Source organism: Streptomyces sp. ACA25, from assembly GCF_028200735.1.
In the GTDB taxonomy this organism is placed as follows: Bacteria; Actinomycetota; Actinomycetes; order Streptomycetales; family Streptomycetaceae; genus Streptomyces.
In genome coordinates this window covers 83117-99379 of record NZ_JAQKPV010000006.1, presented here as the reverse complement: position 1 = coordinate 99379, position 16263 = coordinate 83117, and the positions used below count along the sequence as shown (strand labels likewise).

11 protein-coding genes are annotated in these 16263 nt (G+C 70.8%); 5 read left to right on the top strand and 6 right to left on the bottom strand.

The window, feature by feature from the left end:
• Positions 1-142: 142 nt before the first annotated feature.
• The 3 genes from PJ985_RS11845 (at position 143) to PJ985_RS11835 (ending at position 4463) form a co-directional block, all read left to right on the top strand.
• A complete protein-coding gene (locus PJ985_RS11845; protein WP_271683637.1) occupies positions 143-1069 on the top strand; it encodes an oxidoreductase in 927 nt (308 codons plus the stop codon).
• Between the two features lie 446 nt (positions 1070-1515).
• The gene (locus PJ985_RS11840; RefSeq protein WP_271683636.1) at positions 1516-1710 is read left to right on the top strand and encodes a hypothetical protein; all 195 of its coding nucleotides are present in this window, start codon (positions 1516-1518) and stop codon (positions 1708-1710) included.
• Positions 1707-4463, top strand: a complete 2757-nt coding sequence (locus PJ985_RS11835) for an HAD-IC family P-type ATPase (RefSeq protein WP_271683635.1) — start codon at positions 1707-1709, stop codon at positions 4461-4463. The genes PJ985_RS11840 and PJ985_RS11835 overlap by 4 nt, the downstream gene beginning before the upstream one ends.
• 18 nt (positions 4464-4481) lie before the next feature.
• Here PJ985_RS11835 and PJ985_RS11830 read toward each other — a convergent pair whose 3' ends face one another.
• From PJ985_RS11830 to ppdK, 3 genes are all read right to left on the bottom strand, one after another.
• A complete protein-coding gene (locus tag PJ985_RS11830) occupies positions 4482-6224 on the bottom strand; it encodes a cation:proton antiporter (protein WP_271683634.1) in 1743 nt (580 codons plus the stop codon).
• 40 nt (positions 6225-6264) lie between these two features.
• Positions 6265-7110 (bottom strand): universal stress protein, encoded by an 846-nt coding sequence (locus PJ985_RS11825; RefSeq protein WP_271683633.1) that lies wholly within the window; start codon positions 7108-7110, stop codon positions 6265-6267.
• A gap of 175 nt (positions 7111-7285) precedes the next feature.
• Positions 7286-9970 (bottom strand): pyruvate, phosphate dikinase, encoded by a 2685-nt coding sequence (ppdK, locus tag PJ985_RS11820; protein WP_271683771.1) that lies wholly within the window; start codon positions 9968-9970, stop codon positions 7286-7288.
• Between the two features lie 456 nt (positions 9971-10426).
• On the opposite strand from ppdK, the gene PJ985_RS11815 reads away from it, so the two are divergent.
• Positions 10427-11914 (top strand): MGH1-like glycoside hydrolase domain-containing protein, encoded by a 1488-nt coding sequence (locus tag PJ985_RS11815; protein ID WP_271683632.1) that lies wholly within the window; start codon positions 10427-10429, stop codon positions 11912-11914.
• Here the strand turns inward: PJ985_RS11815 and dusB are convergent.
• The 3 genes from dusB to PJ985_RS11800 all read right to left on the bottom strand — a co-directional run bounded on the left by dusB (position 11860) and on the right by PJ985_RS11800 (position 14884).
• Complete coding sequence (gene dusB, locus PJ985_RS11810; RefSeq protein WP_271683631.1) at positions 11860-13014, bottom strand: tRNA dihydrouridine synthase DusB; 1155 nt, start codon at positions 13012-13014, stop codon at positions 11860-11862. The genes PJ985_RS11815 and dusB overlap by 55 nt on opposite strands.
• 65 nt (positions 13015-13079) lie before the next feature.
• On the bottom strand, positions 13080-13379 hold the full coding sequence (locus PJ985_RS11805) for a hypothetical protein (RefSeq protein WP_271683630.1): 300 nt from the start codon (positions 13377-13379) through the stop codon (positions 13080-13082).
• A gap of 122 nt (positions 13380-13501) precedes the next feature.
• A complete protein-coding gene (locus PJ985_RS11800; protein ID WP_271683629.1) occupies positions 13502-14884 on the bottom strand; it encodes a glycine--tRNA ligase in 1383 nt (460 codons plus the stop codon).
• A gap of 175 nt (positions 14885-15059) precedes the next feature.
• Between PJ985_RS11800 and PJ985_RS11795 the strand changes: the two genes are divergently transcribed.
• Positions 15060-16256 (top strand): metal ABC transporter substrate-binding protein, encoded by a 1197-nt coding sequence (locus tag PJ985_RS11795; protein WP_443033469.1) that lies wholly within the window; start codon positions 15060-15062, stop codon positions 16254-16256.
• Positions 16257-16263 lie beyond the last annotated feature (7 nt).

Genomic DNA, 16263 nt, shown 5'->3' with positions numbered 1-16263 from the left:
GCGCGGTGGGACACGGGGCCTCGGCCGTGCGGGGCGCCCGGCGGGGGCGCGGCGGAGGCGCGGGAGGGAGCCGGTCTTCTACGCTGGACTGTCCGGCCCGCCGGCCGTTCCGGCGAGGCCCTGAGCGAGAGGACGGGCACGCATGGGCTGGACCGTACGCGACCTTCCCGACCTGAAGGGCCGCACCGCCGTGGTCACCGGTGCCAACAGCGGCCTCGGCTATGTGACCGCCCGGGAGCTCGCCCGGTTCGGAGCGACGGTGGTGCTGGCCTGCCGGAGCGAGACACGGGGCCGGGCGGCCCTGGACCGGCTGCTGGGCGAGGTACCGGAGGCGGACGCCGAGCTGCGGCGGCTGGATCTGGCCGACCTGGCCTCCGTACGGGAGTTCGCCGACGGCTGGGGCAGTGCCCGGCTGGATCTGCTGATCAACAACGCCGGGCTGATGGCGGTGCCCCTGGCCCGCACCACGGACGGCTTCGAGATGCAGTTCGGGGTCAACCACCTGGGTCACTTCGCGCTCACCGGGCTGCTGGCGGAGCGGCTGCTGGCCACCCCCGGTGCCCGGGTGGTGACCGTCTCCAGCCTGATGCACCTGAAGTCGAACATCGACCTCACCGATCTCAACTCCCAGCGCTCCTACCGGCGCTGGACGGCTTACGCCCGCTCCAAGACCGCCAATCTGCTCTTCACCCACGAGCTCGCCCGCCGCTCCGCGGGCCTGGACCTGCTGGCCACCGCCGCCCACCCCGGGTGGGCGAGCACCGAGCTGCAGACAAAAGGGCCCCGGCTCGCGGACAGTTCGGCCCAGGAACGCGGGGCGCGGCTGCTGAACCGGCTGGTCGCCTCCTCCGCCGAGACCGGCGCCGCCCCGACGCTGTACGCCGCGACCGCCCCGGAGGTGCGTCCCGACTCGTTCCACGGCCCGTCGGTGCTGACCGGCCGACGGCTGCGCGGCGGCCCGGGCAGACCTTGGCGGGCCCCCTGGACCACCAACGACGCGGTGTCGGAACGGTTGTGGGAGGCGTCCGAACGGCTGACCGGAGTCCGTTACGAAGGTCTTCGATACTGACCGGAGTCCGATCACCCGCGGTCGGTCATCGAGATCCCTTCGGCCGCATTTCTCCGCTGTGAGTAGACTGATGACCATGAACGGCCGGCAGCTGACCCTGGTTCTGCCAGGGGTCCGGGTGCTGTCGGGACGGGCGAACGGCCACTCACACGCTCCGGCGCGGACACCGGCTCCCGCTGTGGCGGAACCGGGGTCGGACGCCGGGGCCTCTTGCCGCCCCGGTGCTCGGAGCACGGGCCGGCCGCGCCGCCCGAATACCGCAGCCCCCGCGCGAAGGAGAGCCGCGCAAGGGCCTGGCCGTCGCAGTCAGCGTCGACTGCTCCCCCGCTCCCCGGCACCCGGTCAGGATGACCGGGAGACTGCCGGGCCACCGAACCGGCCGGCTGATCCCGTCCTGTACGGCGGACCACGACACGGCTGACAGCACGAATCCCCGGGAGGGCGATGTGGGTAAGGCACACGATCCGCTGGTGCGGCACACCGAGGAGTGCGGATACCCCGATCCGTCCGTCGACGTGCTCGCCGGCCCCCCGGCCCGGACCCTGCCGGACCCGGCGCACCGGGAAGGCACCGGGGTCCTCCCGGTGATGCGCTCCCGCGTTCCGGCCCTGTTCGCCCCGGCCGGAACGGGCGGGTCATGACGGACCAGAAGGCACTTCGGGAGGAGCAGCGAGCAGCGCACGAGCTGAGCGCCGAAGCAGCGGTGCGGCAGCTCGGAACGGATGTGCACCAGGGCCTGAGTTCGGCCGAGGCGGAACAGCGGCTGGAGCAGTACGGCCCCAACGTTCTCCCGCAGGCCGGGACCACCGGACCGCTGAAGCGGCTGCTGCTGCAGTTTCACAATCCGTTGATCTATGTCCTGCTGGTCGCCGCCGCGGTGGCGCTGGCCATCGGGGAGACCGTGGACTCCGCGGTCATCCTCGGTGTAGTACTGGCCAACGCAGCGATCGGGTACGTCCAGGAGTCGAAGGCCGAGTCCGCGCTGGACGCCCTGCGCGCGATGGTGCGGACGCAGGCCCGGGTGGTGCGCGACGGCGCAGCCCGCGAGGTCGACTCCGAGACGCTCGTGCCGGGCGATGTGGTGCTGATCCAGTCCGGCGACAAGGTACCGGCCGATGTGCGGCTCCTGCGACTGGCCGAGCTGCGGGTGGACGAGTCGGCGCTCACGGGTGAGTCCGACCCGGTGTCCAAGGAGAACGTGGCGCTGCCCGCGGAGACCGTCGTCGCCGACCGGCGCAACATGGCCTACTCCGGCGCCCTGGTGACCAGCGGGAACGGTACCGGCGTCGTGGTGGCGACCGGCAGCGGGACCGAGCTGGGCGAGATCCACCGGCTCGTCGGCAGTGCCCAGATGCTCGCCACCCCCCTCACCCGCAAGCTCTCCGCGTTCAGCAAGGTCCTGACATTCGCCATCCTCGCGCTGGCCGCCTTCGCGTTCGTGGTGGGTCTGGCTCGCGGTGACGACGCCGCGCTCACCTTCACCGCCGCCGTCGCTCTGGCCGTGGCGGCCATCCCGGAAGGGCTTCCCGCCGTCGTCACCATCACCCTGGCCATCGGCGTGTCCCGGATGGCCCGCCGGCATGCGGTGATCCGGCGTCTGCCGTGTGTGGAGACGCTGGGCAGCACCACCGTCATCTGCTCCGACAAGACCGGGACCCTCACCCAGAACGAGATGACCGTGCACACGGTCTGGACCCCGGACGGCAGCTTCCGGGCCACCGGCACCGGCTACGCGCCGCACGGCGAACTGCAGGACCTGGACGGACGGCCGCTGGGACGGCACGGCTCGGATTCCGGCTGGGAGGGCGGCGAGGCACTGCACTGGACCCTGCTCATCGGAGCCGCCTGCAACGACGCCCGGCTGACGGAGCACGAGGAGTCCTGGCACCTGGTGGGCGACCCCACCGAGGGCGCCCTGCTGGCCTCCGCGCACAAGGCGGGTCTCACCCCCCGGTACATGAACAGGCACCTGCCGCGCGTCGACACCGTGCCGTTCAGTTCCAAGCGGCGCCGGATGGCCACCCTGCACCGTGACCGGGTACCGCACGGAGAGCAGGCAGCCGACCGCACCGTCACTCTGGTCAAGGGGGCGGTCGAAGGGCTGCTGCCCGCCTGCGACAGGGAGATGGCCGCGGACGGCACACTGCGTCCGCTGGACCGCGAAGCGGTGGAGGAGGCCCTGCACGAGTTGGCCGCCAAGGGCTTGCGAGTGCTGGCCACCGGGCTCCGGCGCGAACCGGGCTCCGCGGAGACCCTCTCCGAGGACAGCCTCGACGAGGGCTTCGTCCTCACCGGCCTCCAGGCCATGTTCGATCCTCCGCGCGAGGCCGCGAAGGAGTCGATCCGCGCCTGTCACACCGCGGGGATCGACGTCAAGATGATCACCGGCGACCACGTCGCCACTGCGAAGGCCATCGCCACCCGGCTCGGGCTGCCCACCGACCGGGAGAACGCGGTGGTCTCCGGAGCCGAACTGTCCGAGCTGCCCCCCGACGAGTACCGGGAGACCCTGCGGGGCGCGACCGTGCTGGCCCGGGTGTCCCCCGAGCAGAAGCTGCGGATGGTCGAGGCGCTGCAGGCGGACGAGCAGGTGGTGGCGATGACGGGCGACGGCGTCAACGACGCTCCGGCGCTGCGCCAGGCCGACATCGGGGTCGCCATGGGCCACAGCGGTACCGAGGTCGCGAAGGAGGCGTCCGACGCGATCCTGCTCGACGACAACTTCGCCACCATCGAGGCCGCGGTCGAGGAAGGCCGTGGAGTCTTCGACAACCTGTCGAAGTTCATCGTGTGGATCCTGCCCACCAACATGGGACAGGGTCTGGTCATTCTGACCGCTATCGTGCTGGGTTCCGCCCTTCCCGTGCTGCCGACCCAGATTCTGTGGGTCAACATGACCACCGCGGTACTGCTCGGACTGATGCTGGCCTTCGAGCCGCGGGAGCGCGGCATCATGGAGCGGCCGCCGCGCAGCCCGGCCCAGCCCTTGCTCACCTGGGGGCTGGCACTGCGGATCTTCCTGGTCGGCATCCTGATCGTCGCCGCCGCCACCTGGCTCTTCGAGTGGGAGCGCACGAACGGCGGGGTGTCGGAGGAAGCGGCCCGGACCTCCGCGATGAACGTGATCATCGCCATCCAGGTGTTCTACCTGTTCAGCTGCCGCTCGCTGACCCGGTCCGCCTGGCGCACCGGGTTCTTCAGCAACCCGTGGATCTTCCTCGGCGTCGGTCTGCAGGTCCTGGCCCAGCTGGCGATCACCTACATCCCGGTGATGAACACCCTCTTCCAGACCGAGCCGCTGTCGCTCGAGGCATGGCTGCGGATCCTCGCCCTCGCGGCGGCGGCCTCCGTCATCATCGCCCTCGACAAGCATCTGCGCCGCAACATGACCTGACCCGGCGGCCCGGCCCTCTCACGACCCGGGGCCGGGCCGCCGGTCCGGACCGCCGGCGTCCGCGTCCGGGCCGGCGGCGTCCGCTGTGGGTGTGACGTCCTCCGGGGTGCCGGTCCCGGGAGTGACGTCCTCCGGGACGGCGGGGTCGTGCAGGGCTTCCGCCGCGGCGGTGGCGGCGGCGGCGAAGGGCTCCAGCACTATGTCGGCGCCCGCCTCACGCAGCAGGTCCGCGTCGCGCCGGGTGTGGGCGGTCAGCACGGTCCTGCCCCCGTAGTTGTGGTGCTCCAGACCGTGCAGCAGTGCCCTGCCGGTCTCCGGAACGGGGACGGTGCTGATGACGTACCGCGCCTGCGTCAGCGGCAGGGTCTCCAGGAAGTGCACGTCCTCGACGCTGCCGAAGACGGCGGTGACGTTCTCCCGGTCGTTGATCTCCACCCGGTGCGGGTCGAAGTCCACCGCCAGCACCCGGTACCCGGCCTGGCCCAGCCGGTCCGCGAGGTGACCGCCGAACCGGCCGAGCCCGAACATGATGACGTCCACCTCGCGGTCGGTCTCGCTGAGATCCCTCTTGCGGCTGCCGGTCCGTTCCAGCTTCGACAGCCAGGGTTCCAGGCGCGCGAAAATCTGGTGCGAGTACAGGATCAGGTAGGTGGAGCCGCCGATGGTGATCAGCCCGATGACGGTGATCAGGCTGACCGTGGCGTTGGTGATGTGGCCCAGACTCAGCCCGAGCGCCGCGAGGATCAGCGAGAACTCCGAGATCTGGGCGACCGTGAGGCCGGCCAGGAACCCGATCCGCACCGGATAGCGCAGGAACACCATGATCAGGATGACGATCAACGGGTTGCCGATGAGCACGAAGGCGGAGAAGACCGCCGCTTCGCCGAGCTGCTGCGCCGCGTCGGTGAACTCGAGCTTGGCACCGAGGTCGAGGAAGAAGAACAGCAGCAGGAAGTCGCGCAGGCTGATCAGGCGGGCGCCCAGGGCGTCACGGTAGGGGGTGGTCGCCAGCGAGACTCCGGCCAGGAACGCTCCCACCTCGGAGCTGAAGCCCATCTGCTCGCTCACCGCCGCCACGGACACGGCGTAGGCCACGCCGAAGAGCACCAGCAGTTCCTGGGACTCCGCGATGCGGTGCAGCAGCGGCGGCAGCACGTAACGCATCAGCAGTGCGATGCCGCCCAGCAGCCCGGCACCCTTGGCCAGCACCAGCAGCACGTCCTGGGTCAGGTTGTCCCCGCCCGCCTGCTGCCCGAACGCGGTGAGCCCGATCATGACGAGCACCACGACGATGTCCTGGACGATGAGGAAGCCCACCGCGATGCGTCCGTGCAGCTGGTCGAGCTCCCGCTTGTCGGACAGCAGCTTCACGATGATGATCGTGGAGGAGAAGGTGAGGGCGACCGCGACATAGAGGGCGGTGACCGGCTCCATGCCCAGCGCGATCGCGATGAAGTAGCCGACCCCCGAGGTGAACGCGACCTGCCCCAGTCCGGTGGCCAGGGCGATCGGGCCGGTGGTCCGGATCAGGTGCAGGTCGAGCCGCAAGCCCACCAGGAACAGCAGCACCGCGATGCCCAGGCCGGCGAGCAGCTCAATGGTGCTGTCGGCGACGACCCAGCCGGTCCCGGCCGGGCCGACCAGGATCCCGACGCCGATGAACGCGACGATGAGCGGCTGCCGCAGCCGGGTCGCCACCATGCCGGCCACGGCGGAGACGGCGAGGACGGCGGCGACAAGGGAGAAGTCGTGGAATTCCATGGAGACCCATCGCGGTGAAGAGCTGATACGGGAAGCGCGGTCACTCTCCGGTGCCGCGGACGACGAGCACGTCGGAGGGCGCACGGCGCAGGACGTACTGGGCGACGCTGCCGACCAGCGCGTAGCCGAACCTGGAGTGCGTGCCGGTCCCGACCACGGTCAGGTCCGCCTCGTACTCGGAGGCCAGCTCCACGATCCGGCTCTCCGGGCGTCCGGGAACGACCAGGACCCGGGCCGGCGGCGGCGTCAGCCCGGCTGCCGCCTCCTCGATGCCCGGCCGTACCCGCTCGGTGCTCACCCGCCGCAGCTCGGCCAGCGAGGCGTCGTCCACGCCGCGCATCTGCATGAGGTGCTCGCCGGGGACAGTGCTCACGTGCACCACCAGGTGCTCCGCCCCGGGAGTCAGTGCGATCCCCTCCTGGGCGGCGGTGAACGAGATGTCCGAGGGCTCGACAGGAAGCAGGACCGTGCGGTAATCCCGGTCGGGCGGGTGCTGGACGACGAGCACCGGGACGTGGCTCCGCCGGACCAGAGCCTCCGCCGTTCTACCCGTGAGCATGTCGGCCAGCCAGTGTGCGCCGTGCGCCCCCACCACGAGCAGGTCGGCGGCGCATTCCCGCGCCTCGACCGTGATCACCGACGCGGGCCGTCCGGACCGCACCACGGTCTCGACGGTCACGTGCGGGGCGTGCCGTTCGACGTGCGCGCGCAGCTCGGAGCGGGCGAACCCCACCAGGTCCGCCTCGATGCCCTGCGGCACCGCGTGCAGGGCGGTGAGCCGCGAGCCGTGCCGGGCGGCGAGCTGCGCGGCCCGCTGAACGGCCCGGCCCGCCCGCGGGGACAGGTCGGTGGCCACCAGCACTCGCCGGGGTGGCGGCGCGTCCATCGAAGATCACTCCCCCTCGTCGGCTGATCACGTCAGACTAGCCGTCACCGTGCCGCGCAGCAGCGGTACCCCGGCAGGGGCGGCGCCTTCCGCACCGGGCGCCGCCCCTGTTCCCCCGCGGGGGTTCCGGAGCTCTGCCGCGGTGAGGGTCGGGCGCGGCAGAGCTCCGGAGGTCTCACACCGGCGGTCGGGCGACCGCCGCCCGGCCGGCCTCGAGCCGGGCCACCGGGATCCGGAACGGGGAGCAGGACACGTAGTCCAGCCCCACCTCGTGGAAGAAGTGCACCGACTCGGGGTCGCCGCCGTGCTCGCCGCAGACGCCCAGCTTGAGGTCCGGGCGGGTGGCCCGGCCGGACCGGACGGCGGTGCGGACGAGTGCGCCGACACCGTCCACGTCGATCGTTTCGAACGGGGAGGTCCCGAAGATGCCCTTCTCCAGGTAGGCGGCGAAGAAGCTGGCTTCCACGTCGTCCCGGGAGAAGCCCCACACGGTCTGCGTGAGGTCGTTGGTGCCGAAGGAGAAGAAGTCCGCGGACTCCGCGATCTGACCGGCGGTCAGTGCGGCCCGGGGGAGCTCGATCATCGTGCCGAGGGTGAGTTCGAGAACGACGCCGCGGGCCTGCTCGACCTCCGCGATGATCCGCTCGGCGTCCTCCCGGACGATCTCCAGCTCCTGCACGGTGCCGACCAGCGGGATCATGATCTCGCCCCGGGGGTCGCCGCCGGCCGCGAGGCGGTCGGCCGCGGCCTCGGCGAGGGCCCGCACCTGCATGGAGAACAAGCCGGGTATCACCAGCCCGAGGCGGACGCCGCGCAGGCCGAGCATCGGATTCTGCTCGTGCAGGCGCTCCACCGCGTGCAGCAGGCGGGTGTCCTTCTCCTCGGTCTCCTGGCGGGAGTCGGTGAGCGCGACCCGCACGGACAGCTCGGTGAGGTCCGGCAGGAACTCGTGGAGCGGCGGATCGAGCAGCCGGACAGTGACGGGGAGCCCGTCCATCGCTTCGAGGAGTTCCTGGAAGTCGGCCCTCTGCAGGGGCAGCAGCGCGTCCAGGGCGGCGCTCTGCTCGGCGTCGGTCTCGGCGAGCACCAGGTGCTCGACCAGCTCCCGCCGGTCACCGAGGAACATGTGCTCGGTGCGGCACAGGCCGATGCCCTGGGCGCCGAACCGGCGGGCCCGGGCGGCGTCCTCCCCGGTGTCGGCGTTGGCGCGCACCCGCAGCCTGCGGACCCGGTCGGCGTAGGACATGAGCCGGTGCACGGCGCGCACCAGGTCGTCCGCGGGCTCGGCCCGCGGGTCGATGCGGCCTTCGAAGTACTCGACGACCGGGGAGGGTACGACGGGTACCTCGCCGCGGTACACCTTGCCGGAGGTGCCGTCGATGGAGAGCGTGTCGCCCTCCTCGATGACCACCCCGTCACCGGTGGTGATGCGGCGGCCCTTGAGGTCCACGTCGAGCTCCTCGACACCGCAGACGCAGGTCTTGCCCATGCCACGGGCGACCACGGCCGCGTGCGAGGTCTTTCCGCCGCGGCAGGTGAGGATGCCCTCGGCGGCGATCATGCCGTCCAGGTCGTCGGGGTTGGTCTCGCGGCGCACCAGGATGACCTTCTCGCCCGCGGCGGCCCGGCGGACGGCGGCCTCGGAGTCGAAGACGGCCACGCCGACCGCCGCGCCGGGGGAGGCGGCGATGCCGGTGGCGAGAAGATCGCCCTCGGCCTCCCCGTCGAAGTGCGGGAACATCAGCTGGGCCAGCTGCGCGCCGTTCACCCGGTGCAGCGCCTCGGTCTCGTCGATCAGGCCCTGGTCGACCAGCTGGGTGGCGATCCGGAACGCGGCGGCGGCGGTCCGTTTGCCGACCCGGGTCTGCAGCATCCACAGGGTGCCGCGCTCAATGGTGAACTCGATGTCGCACAGGTCCTTGTAGTGCGTTTCGAGGGTTTCCATGATCTGCAGCAACTGGTCGTAGGACGTCTTGTCGAGCTGCTCGAGGTCGGCCAGTGACACGGTGTTGCGGATGCCGGCCACCACGTCCTCGCCCTGGGCGTTGGCCAGGTAGTCGCCGTAGACGCCCTGCCGGCCGCTGGCCGGGTCGCGGGTGAAGGCGACGCCGCTGCCGGAGTCGGGGCCGAGGTTGCCGAAGACCATCGCGCAGATGTTGACGGCGGTGCCCAGGTCGTGCGGGATGCGCTCCTGACGCCGGTAGAGCCGGGCGCGGGAGCCGTTCCAGGAGTCGAAGACCGCGCGGATGGCGAGGTCCATCTGCTCCCGGGGCTCCTGCGGGAAGTCCTGGCCGGTTGCCTCCCGCACGATCTTCTTGAAGTCGGTGACCAGCTGTTTGAGGTCCGGGGTGGTCAGGTCCACGTCGCTGGCGGCACCGGCGGCCCGTTTGGCTTCCTCCAGGCGGTCCTCGAAGAGGTCGCCTTCGATGCCGAGCACGGTCTTGCCGAACATCTGGATGAGCCTGCGGTAGGAGTCCCAGGCGAAGCGCTCGTCCCCGGCGCAGGCACCCAGGGCTTCGACGCTCACGTCGGAGAGTCCGATGTTGAGGACGGTGTCCATCATTCCGGGCATGGAGAACTTCGCGCCGGACCGCACCGACACCAGCAGGGGGTCCCGGCCCTCGCCGAGCTTCTTGCCCATCCGCTGCTCCATGGCGTCGAGGTGCGCACTCACCTCGGCGCGGAGAGCCGCGGGCTCGTCACCGGATGCCAGGTAGGCCCGGCAGGCTTCGGTGGTGATGGTGAAGCCCGGGGGGACCGGCAGGCCCAGCCTGGTCATCTCGGCGAGGTTGGCTCCTTTGCCGCCGAGCAGGTCCTTGAGGTCCTTGTTGCCCTCGGAGAAGGCGTACACGAACTTCACCGGGACGTCGGTCTCCGGGCCGGCGGGTAGCGGGGCCTGGGAGGGTGGTCTGGTCTTGATGTCCGCCACGAGTCTCGACTCCTCGATGGGGTGCTCCCGGACGGAATCCGGGAAAGGGCTGCCCTGACGCCGGGAGACTACCCCGCAATCCGCTCATCTGAGCATTACGGCCATCATACGTGGCACGGGTCACGCGGGCATAAGCGGGCACATCCTCATCTACGGGACCCTTCACCCGCCCATGACAGCCGGCTGGTGTTCACCTGAGCGCCGACCCACCCCGAAGCCTCTTGTCCGGCGGTTGGGTGCGTGATATGGCTGTATAAACGACGGGGGTACCCTTTGTCCTTGTCGGAAAAACCGCCCTCCCAGGAATACGTCTCCTCCATTCCGGAGTTCTCCCTTGGCAGCCGCCCGGCCCCTTCTCCCCACAACAGCACGACGACGGACGAAGGCATGAGCGCGTCTGCCCCTGACGTGACCACCCCCTCCCGGGCGACTCGCCCACCCCGCACCACCGCACTGCGGCGCCGTGCCCGGCGGGTCCTGCGACGCAACTGGACCGGCACCTCCAGCGTCCCCTCCCGGCAGCTCTACCCGCACCAGTGGAGCTGGGACTCGGCGTTCATCGCCATCGGGCTGCGTCACCTCTCGGCGGTGCGGGCCCAGCGGGAGCTGGAGACCCTCTTCGAGGCCCAGTGGGGGGACGGGCGCGTCCCGCACATCGTGTTCAACGCCGCCGTACCGCGCGGTGCCTACTTCCCGGGCCCCGACTTCTGGGACTCCAGCAGCGCCGGAGCCGGCGTGGGTGCCCCGGCCGGCGTGGAAACCTCCGGCCTCGTCCAGCCGCCGGTGCATGCCCTCGCCGCCTGGCTGGTGCACTGCGCCGACCCCGCGGCGAGCCGGCGGCGCGGCTTCCTGACCCGGCTGTACCCGCGGCTCAACGCCTGGCAGCGCTATCTCACCGCACACCGGGACCTCGGCGGCGGCGGGCTGGTGTCCGTGGTGCACCCCTGGGAGTCGGGCATGGACAACAGCCCGTGCTGGGACGAACCGCTGTCCCGCATCGAACCCAGCGCCCCCGGCTCGTTCCGCCGCGCGGACCTCCACCACGGCTCGCCCGCCGACCGGCCCACCGACCTGGACTACGGACGCTACGTCCGGCTCGCCGCCGACTACCGCGACCACGGCTACCGGGACGAGGAGGCACCGCACCACTTCGCCGTGGAGGACCCGGGCGTCAACGCCCTGCTGATCGCCTCCGAATACGCCCTCGCCGACATCGCCGGGGCAACCGGCCACGACCCGTCCGTGCACACGACCCGCGCCGAGCGCCTCACCACCGCGCTGGTCCGACGGCTGTGGGACGCCGAGGCCGGGCTCTTCCGGTGCCGGGACGTGCGCCGCGACACCCTGGTGCCGGAACGGAGCGCGGCAGGACTGCTTCCGCTGCTCCTGCCCGGGCTCCCCGCGGAGACCGCCGCCACCCTGGTGCGCACCATGACCGGGCCGCATTTCGGGCTGCACGACACCACACGGCTGGTGCCCAGCTACGACCTGCTCGGCAGCGCCTTCGACCCCGCCCGCTACTGGCGCGGCCCCGCGTGGATCAACGTCAACTGGCTGCTCGTGCGCGGTCTGCGGCAGCACGGCGAGGAGGCGCACGCCGAGGCGCTGAGCACCGCGGTGCGGGCCACCGCCGCGGACTCCGGCTTCGCCGAATACGTCGACCCGTACACCGGCCGGGCCCACGGAATCCGGGACTTCAGCTGGACCGCCGCCCTCGCCGTCGACCTCCAGGACCAGGCGTCCGGCGCACGCACGCCGGGCCCGGCGGGAGCCCGCCTGCCCCGGCAGCGGCAGACCTCCCGGACCCGGCCGCGGGAGGCTCAGCCGCCGGAGGTGTCCAGCTCCGCCTCGGCGCAGACAGCCGCGCCGTCGTAGGGGTCGTCCAGCCAGCCGTCCGGCAGGACCACCCGGTTACGCCCCGACGTCCGCCCGCGCGGCCCGTCGGCCCCGGCCGGCCACGGCTGGTCGAGGTCCAGCCCGTCCAGCAGTCCCGTCAGCTCCTCGATCGAGGAGCTGACGGCCAGCTTCCGGCGCAGTGCGGAGCCGACCGCGAACCCCTTGGTGTACCAGGCCACGTGCTTGCGGAAGTCGATCACGCCGCGCGCCTCGTCCCCCGTCCACTCCCCCAGCAGCCGGGCGTGCCGCACCATGGTGCCGGCGACCTCCCGCAGCGCGGGACGGGCGTAACTCTCCGGCCCCCGGCCGTCGAAGGCCGCGACCAGGTCCGTGAACAGCCACGGCCGGCCCAGGCAGCCACGGCCCACCACGACCCCGTCGCAGCCGGTCTCCCGGACCATCCGCACGGCGTCATCGGCCGTCCAGATGTCGCCGTTGCCCAGCACCGGGACCTCCGGGACCGCCTCCTTCAGCCGGGCGATGGCCTCCCAGTCGGCCGTCCCGCCGTAGTGCTGCGCCGCGGTGCGCCCGTGCAGGGCGATCGCGCTGACGCCCTCCTCGACCGCGATCCGGCCGGCGTCCAGGTAGGTGAGGTGGTCGTCGTCGATGCCCTTGCGCATCTTCATGGTCACCGGCAGTCCCCGGGCGCCCGCGACGGCCTCCCGCAGAATCGCCCGCAGCAGCGGACGCTTGTACGGCAGCGCCGAGCCGCCGCCCCGGCGGGTCACCTTCGGGACCGGGCAGCCGAAGTTCAGGTCGATGTGATCGGCCAGGTCCTCGTCACTGATCATGCGGGCGGCCCGGCCCACCGTCTCCGGATCGACTCCGTACAGCTGGAGGGAGCGCGGCTTCTCCGCCGCGTCGAAGCGGACCAGCTGCATGGTCTTGGCGTTGCGCTCGACCAGCGCCCGGGTGGTGATCATCTCGCTGACGAAAAGCCCCCGGCCGCCGCTGTGCTCCCGGCACAGGGTCCGGAACGGGGCATTGGTGATCCCCGCCATCGGCGCCAGCACCACGGGAGGTGAGACCGTGTGCGGTCCGATCTGCAACGGGCCGGGGAGGCCGGAGGGCGGGGTCATGGCCGGGTGTCCTCGAGGGTGGGAGCGGGCGGGGTCGACCCCCTATTGTCCCGCATCCACCGGGCTCACTGTCCCGGGCTCTGCGCCACCATGACGACGAACAGCACGAGCAGCGTCGTGAACCCCAGGACCCAGGGCAGGGGGGTGAACTCCGGGCTGCCGGAATCCGGCCCCGCCTCGGCGCCGTTCACGCCGTGCGAGGCCAGATGCCGGTCGGCCTTGCCCCGCGCGCCGAACTGCGCGAACTGCCGGTGGCCGCAACTGGCGCACTCGATCCAGCGGACATCTCCGAAGCCCCGGCCGATCCGTACCTCGTGCACGGCTCCGGAGCCGGTCGCTCCACTGACGGTGCTCGTGGTCAGCATCCGTCTCCCCTTTTTTCGTGTTCTGCAACTGTCCTGACGAAGAGGTTCAGTACAGCACAACGCCCGGTATCCGAAGGCCAGTTGAGGCCGGATACCGGGCGTTGTGCCCTAGCTGTGACGGATCAGCAACCGAGCAGGCGACTGCCGAGGTAGGACTCGATCTGATCGAGCGAGACCCGCTCCTGCTTCATGGTGTCGCGCTCCCGCACGGTCACCGCGTTGTCGTCCAGAGTGTCGAAGTCGACGGTGACGCAGAACGGCGTGCCGATCTCGTCCTGACGGCGGTAGCGTCGGCCGATGGCACCCGCGTCGTCGAAATCGATGTTCCAGTGCTGGCGCAGCGCGCTCGCCAGGCCCTTGGCCTTCGGGGAGAGCTGCGGGTTGCGGGACAGCGGCAGAACCGCGACCTTGACCGGCGCCAGGCGCGGGTCGAGGCGCATCACGACACGCTTCTCCAGCTTGCCCTTGGCGTTGGGCGCCTCGTCCTCGAGATAGGCGTCGAGCATGAACGCGAGCATCGCCCGGCCCACCCCCGCCGCCGGCTCGATGACGTACGGCGTCCAGCGCTCGCCGGCCTCCTGGTCGAAGTAGTTCAGCTCCTGACCGGAGGCCTTGGAGTGGGCCGTGAGGTCGAAGTCGGTGCGGTTGGCCACCCCCTCCAGCTCACCGAACTCCGAGCCGCCGAAGGAGAAGCGGTACTCGATGTCGGCGGTGCGCTTGGAGTAGTGCGAGAGCTTGTCCTTGGGGTGCTCGTACCAGCGCATGTTCGCCTCGCTCAGCCCGAGGCCGCGGTACCAGTTCCAGCGCTGCTCCATCCAGTATTCCTGCCACTGCTCGTCCTCGCCCGGCTTGACGAAGAACTCCATCTCCATCTGCTCGAACTCACGGGTCCGGAAGATGAAGTTGCCGGGAGTGATCTCGTTCCGGAACGACTTGCCCATCTGGGCGATGCCGAACGGCGGCTTCTTGCGGGAGGTCTGCTGGACCTGGGCGAAGTTGGTGAAGATGCCCTGGGCGGTCTCCGGCCGGAGGTAGGCCACCGATCCGGAGTCCTGGGTGGGGCCGAGGTGGGTGGAGAGCAGCCCGGAGAACTGCTTGGGCTCGGTGAAGCCACCCTTGTTCCCGCAGTGCGGGCAGTTCAGGTCGGCGAGACCGGCGGCCGGGGGCCGCCCGTGCTTGGCCTCGTAGGCCTCCTCCAGGTGGTCGGCCCGGTAGCGCTTGTGACACGAGGTGCACTCGGTGAGCGGATCACTGAAAGTGGAGACATGACCCGATGCCTCCCACACCTCACTGGCGAGGATCACCGACGAGTCGATGCCCACCACGTCATCACGCGAAGTGACCATGGCGCGCCACCACTGGCGCTTGATGTTTTCCTTCAGTTCAACACCGAGGGGTCCGTAGTCCCAGGCAGCCCGCTGGCCGCCGTAAATCTCACTGCAGGGGTAGACGAAGCCACGGCGCTTGCTGAGGCTGACGATGGTGTCGATCTTGTCGGCTGCCACGGTGCTCTCTTCATGACGGCGATGGAGTCGGGCCAGGTTACCGGCGGAGCGGGGTGCCGCAGCAAATCGGTGGCGGATCAACCGGACACCCGGGGCCGGCCTGAGGACGAGTCGGTCGTCACAGAGGCGCTCATGCAATTGACAACGGTTTCCATAATATCTGAAAATGGCTGTCATGACCGCTCCTCGTGCCACCCGTTCCTCCCGTTCGCCCCGAATAGTCCCCGGCAGCCTCGCCGCGGGAGCCACTACTTTGAGCCTGCTCGCCCTGTCAGCCTGCGGGACCGCCGACTCCACCGCGGAGGAGAGCCCGGAGGGCGGCCGGCTCGATGTGATGGCGTCCTTCTATCCCATGGAGTTTCTGGCCGAGCGGATCGGTGGTGAGCATGTGTCGGTGACCACCCTCACCGGGCCCGGCATCGACCCGCACGACCTGGAGCTGAGCCCGCGGCAGACCGCCCAGCTCACCGAGGCGGACGCGGTCGTCTACCTGGAGGGTCTGCAGCCCGCCATCGACGCGGCCATCGCGCAGTCCGGCGTCGAGCACATCGCCGAGGCCACCTCGTACACCTCGGTCGACCCGCACGACGGCGGCCACGGCCACGACGACGCGCATGACGACGACGACCACGGTCACGACGACGCGCACGAGGACGACGGGCACGGTCACGACGACGCGCACGACGACGGGCACGGTCACGACGACGCGCACGACGACGACCACGGCCACGACGACGCGCACGACGACGACCACGGCCACGACGACGCGCACGACGACGACCACGGCCACGACGACGCGCACGAGGACGAGGACGGGCACGGCCACGAGGACGACCACGACCACGGCCCCGGGGACCCGCACGTCTGGCTCGACCCGCTGAAGTACGCCGAGGTCGCCGAAGGAGTCGGGGGTGTCCTGGCCGAGGCCGACCCGGACAACGCCGCCGACTACGAGAAGAACACCGCGGACCTGGTCGCCGAGCTGCATACCCTGCACGAGGAGTTCGCGTCCGGTCTGACGAACACCGAAACCGACACCTTCATCACCACTCACGCGGCCTTCGGGCACCTCGCCGGGCGCTACGGCATCCGCGAGGAAGCCATCGCCGGCATCGACCCGGAGTCGGAGCCCAGCGCCGCCCGTATGCGGGAGCTGCACGCCGTCGCGAAGGACGAGGGCGTGACGACGGTATTCTTCGAGACACTGGCCAGTGACGCGACGGCCCGGACCCTGGCCGAGGACCTCAACCTGCAGACCGATGTCCTGGACCCGCTGGAAGGGCTCACGGACGAGTCCCGGGGCGAGGACTACTTCGAGGTCATGCGCGCCAACCTCGAGGCTCTGCAGAAGGCGCTCGGCGCCGCCTCGTGACCGCCCT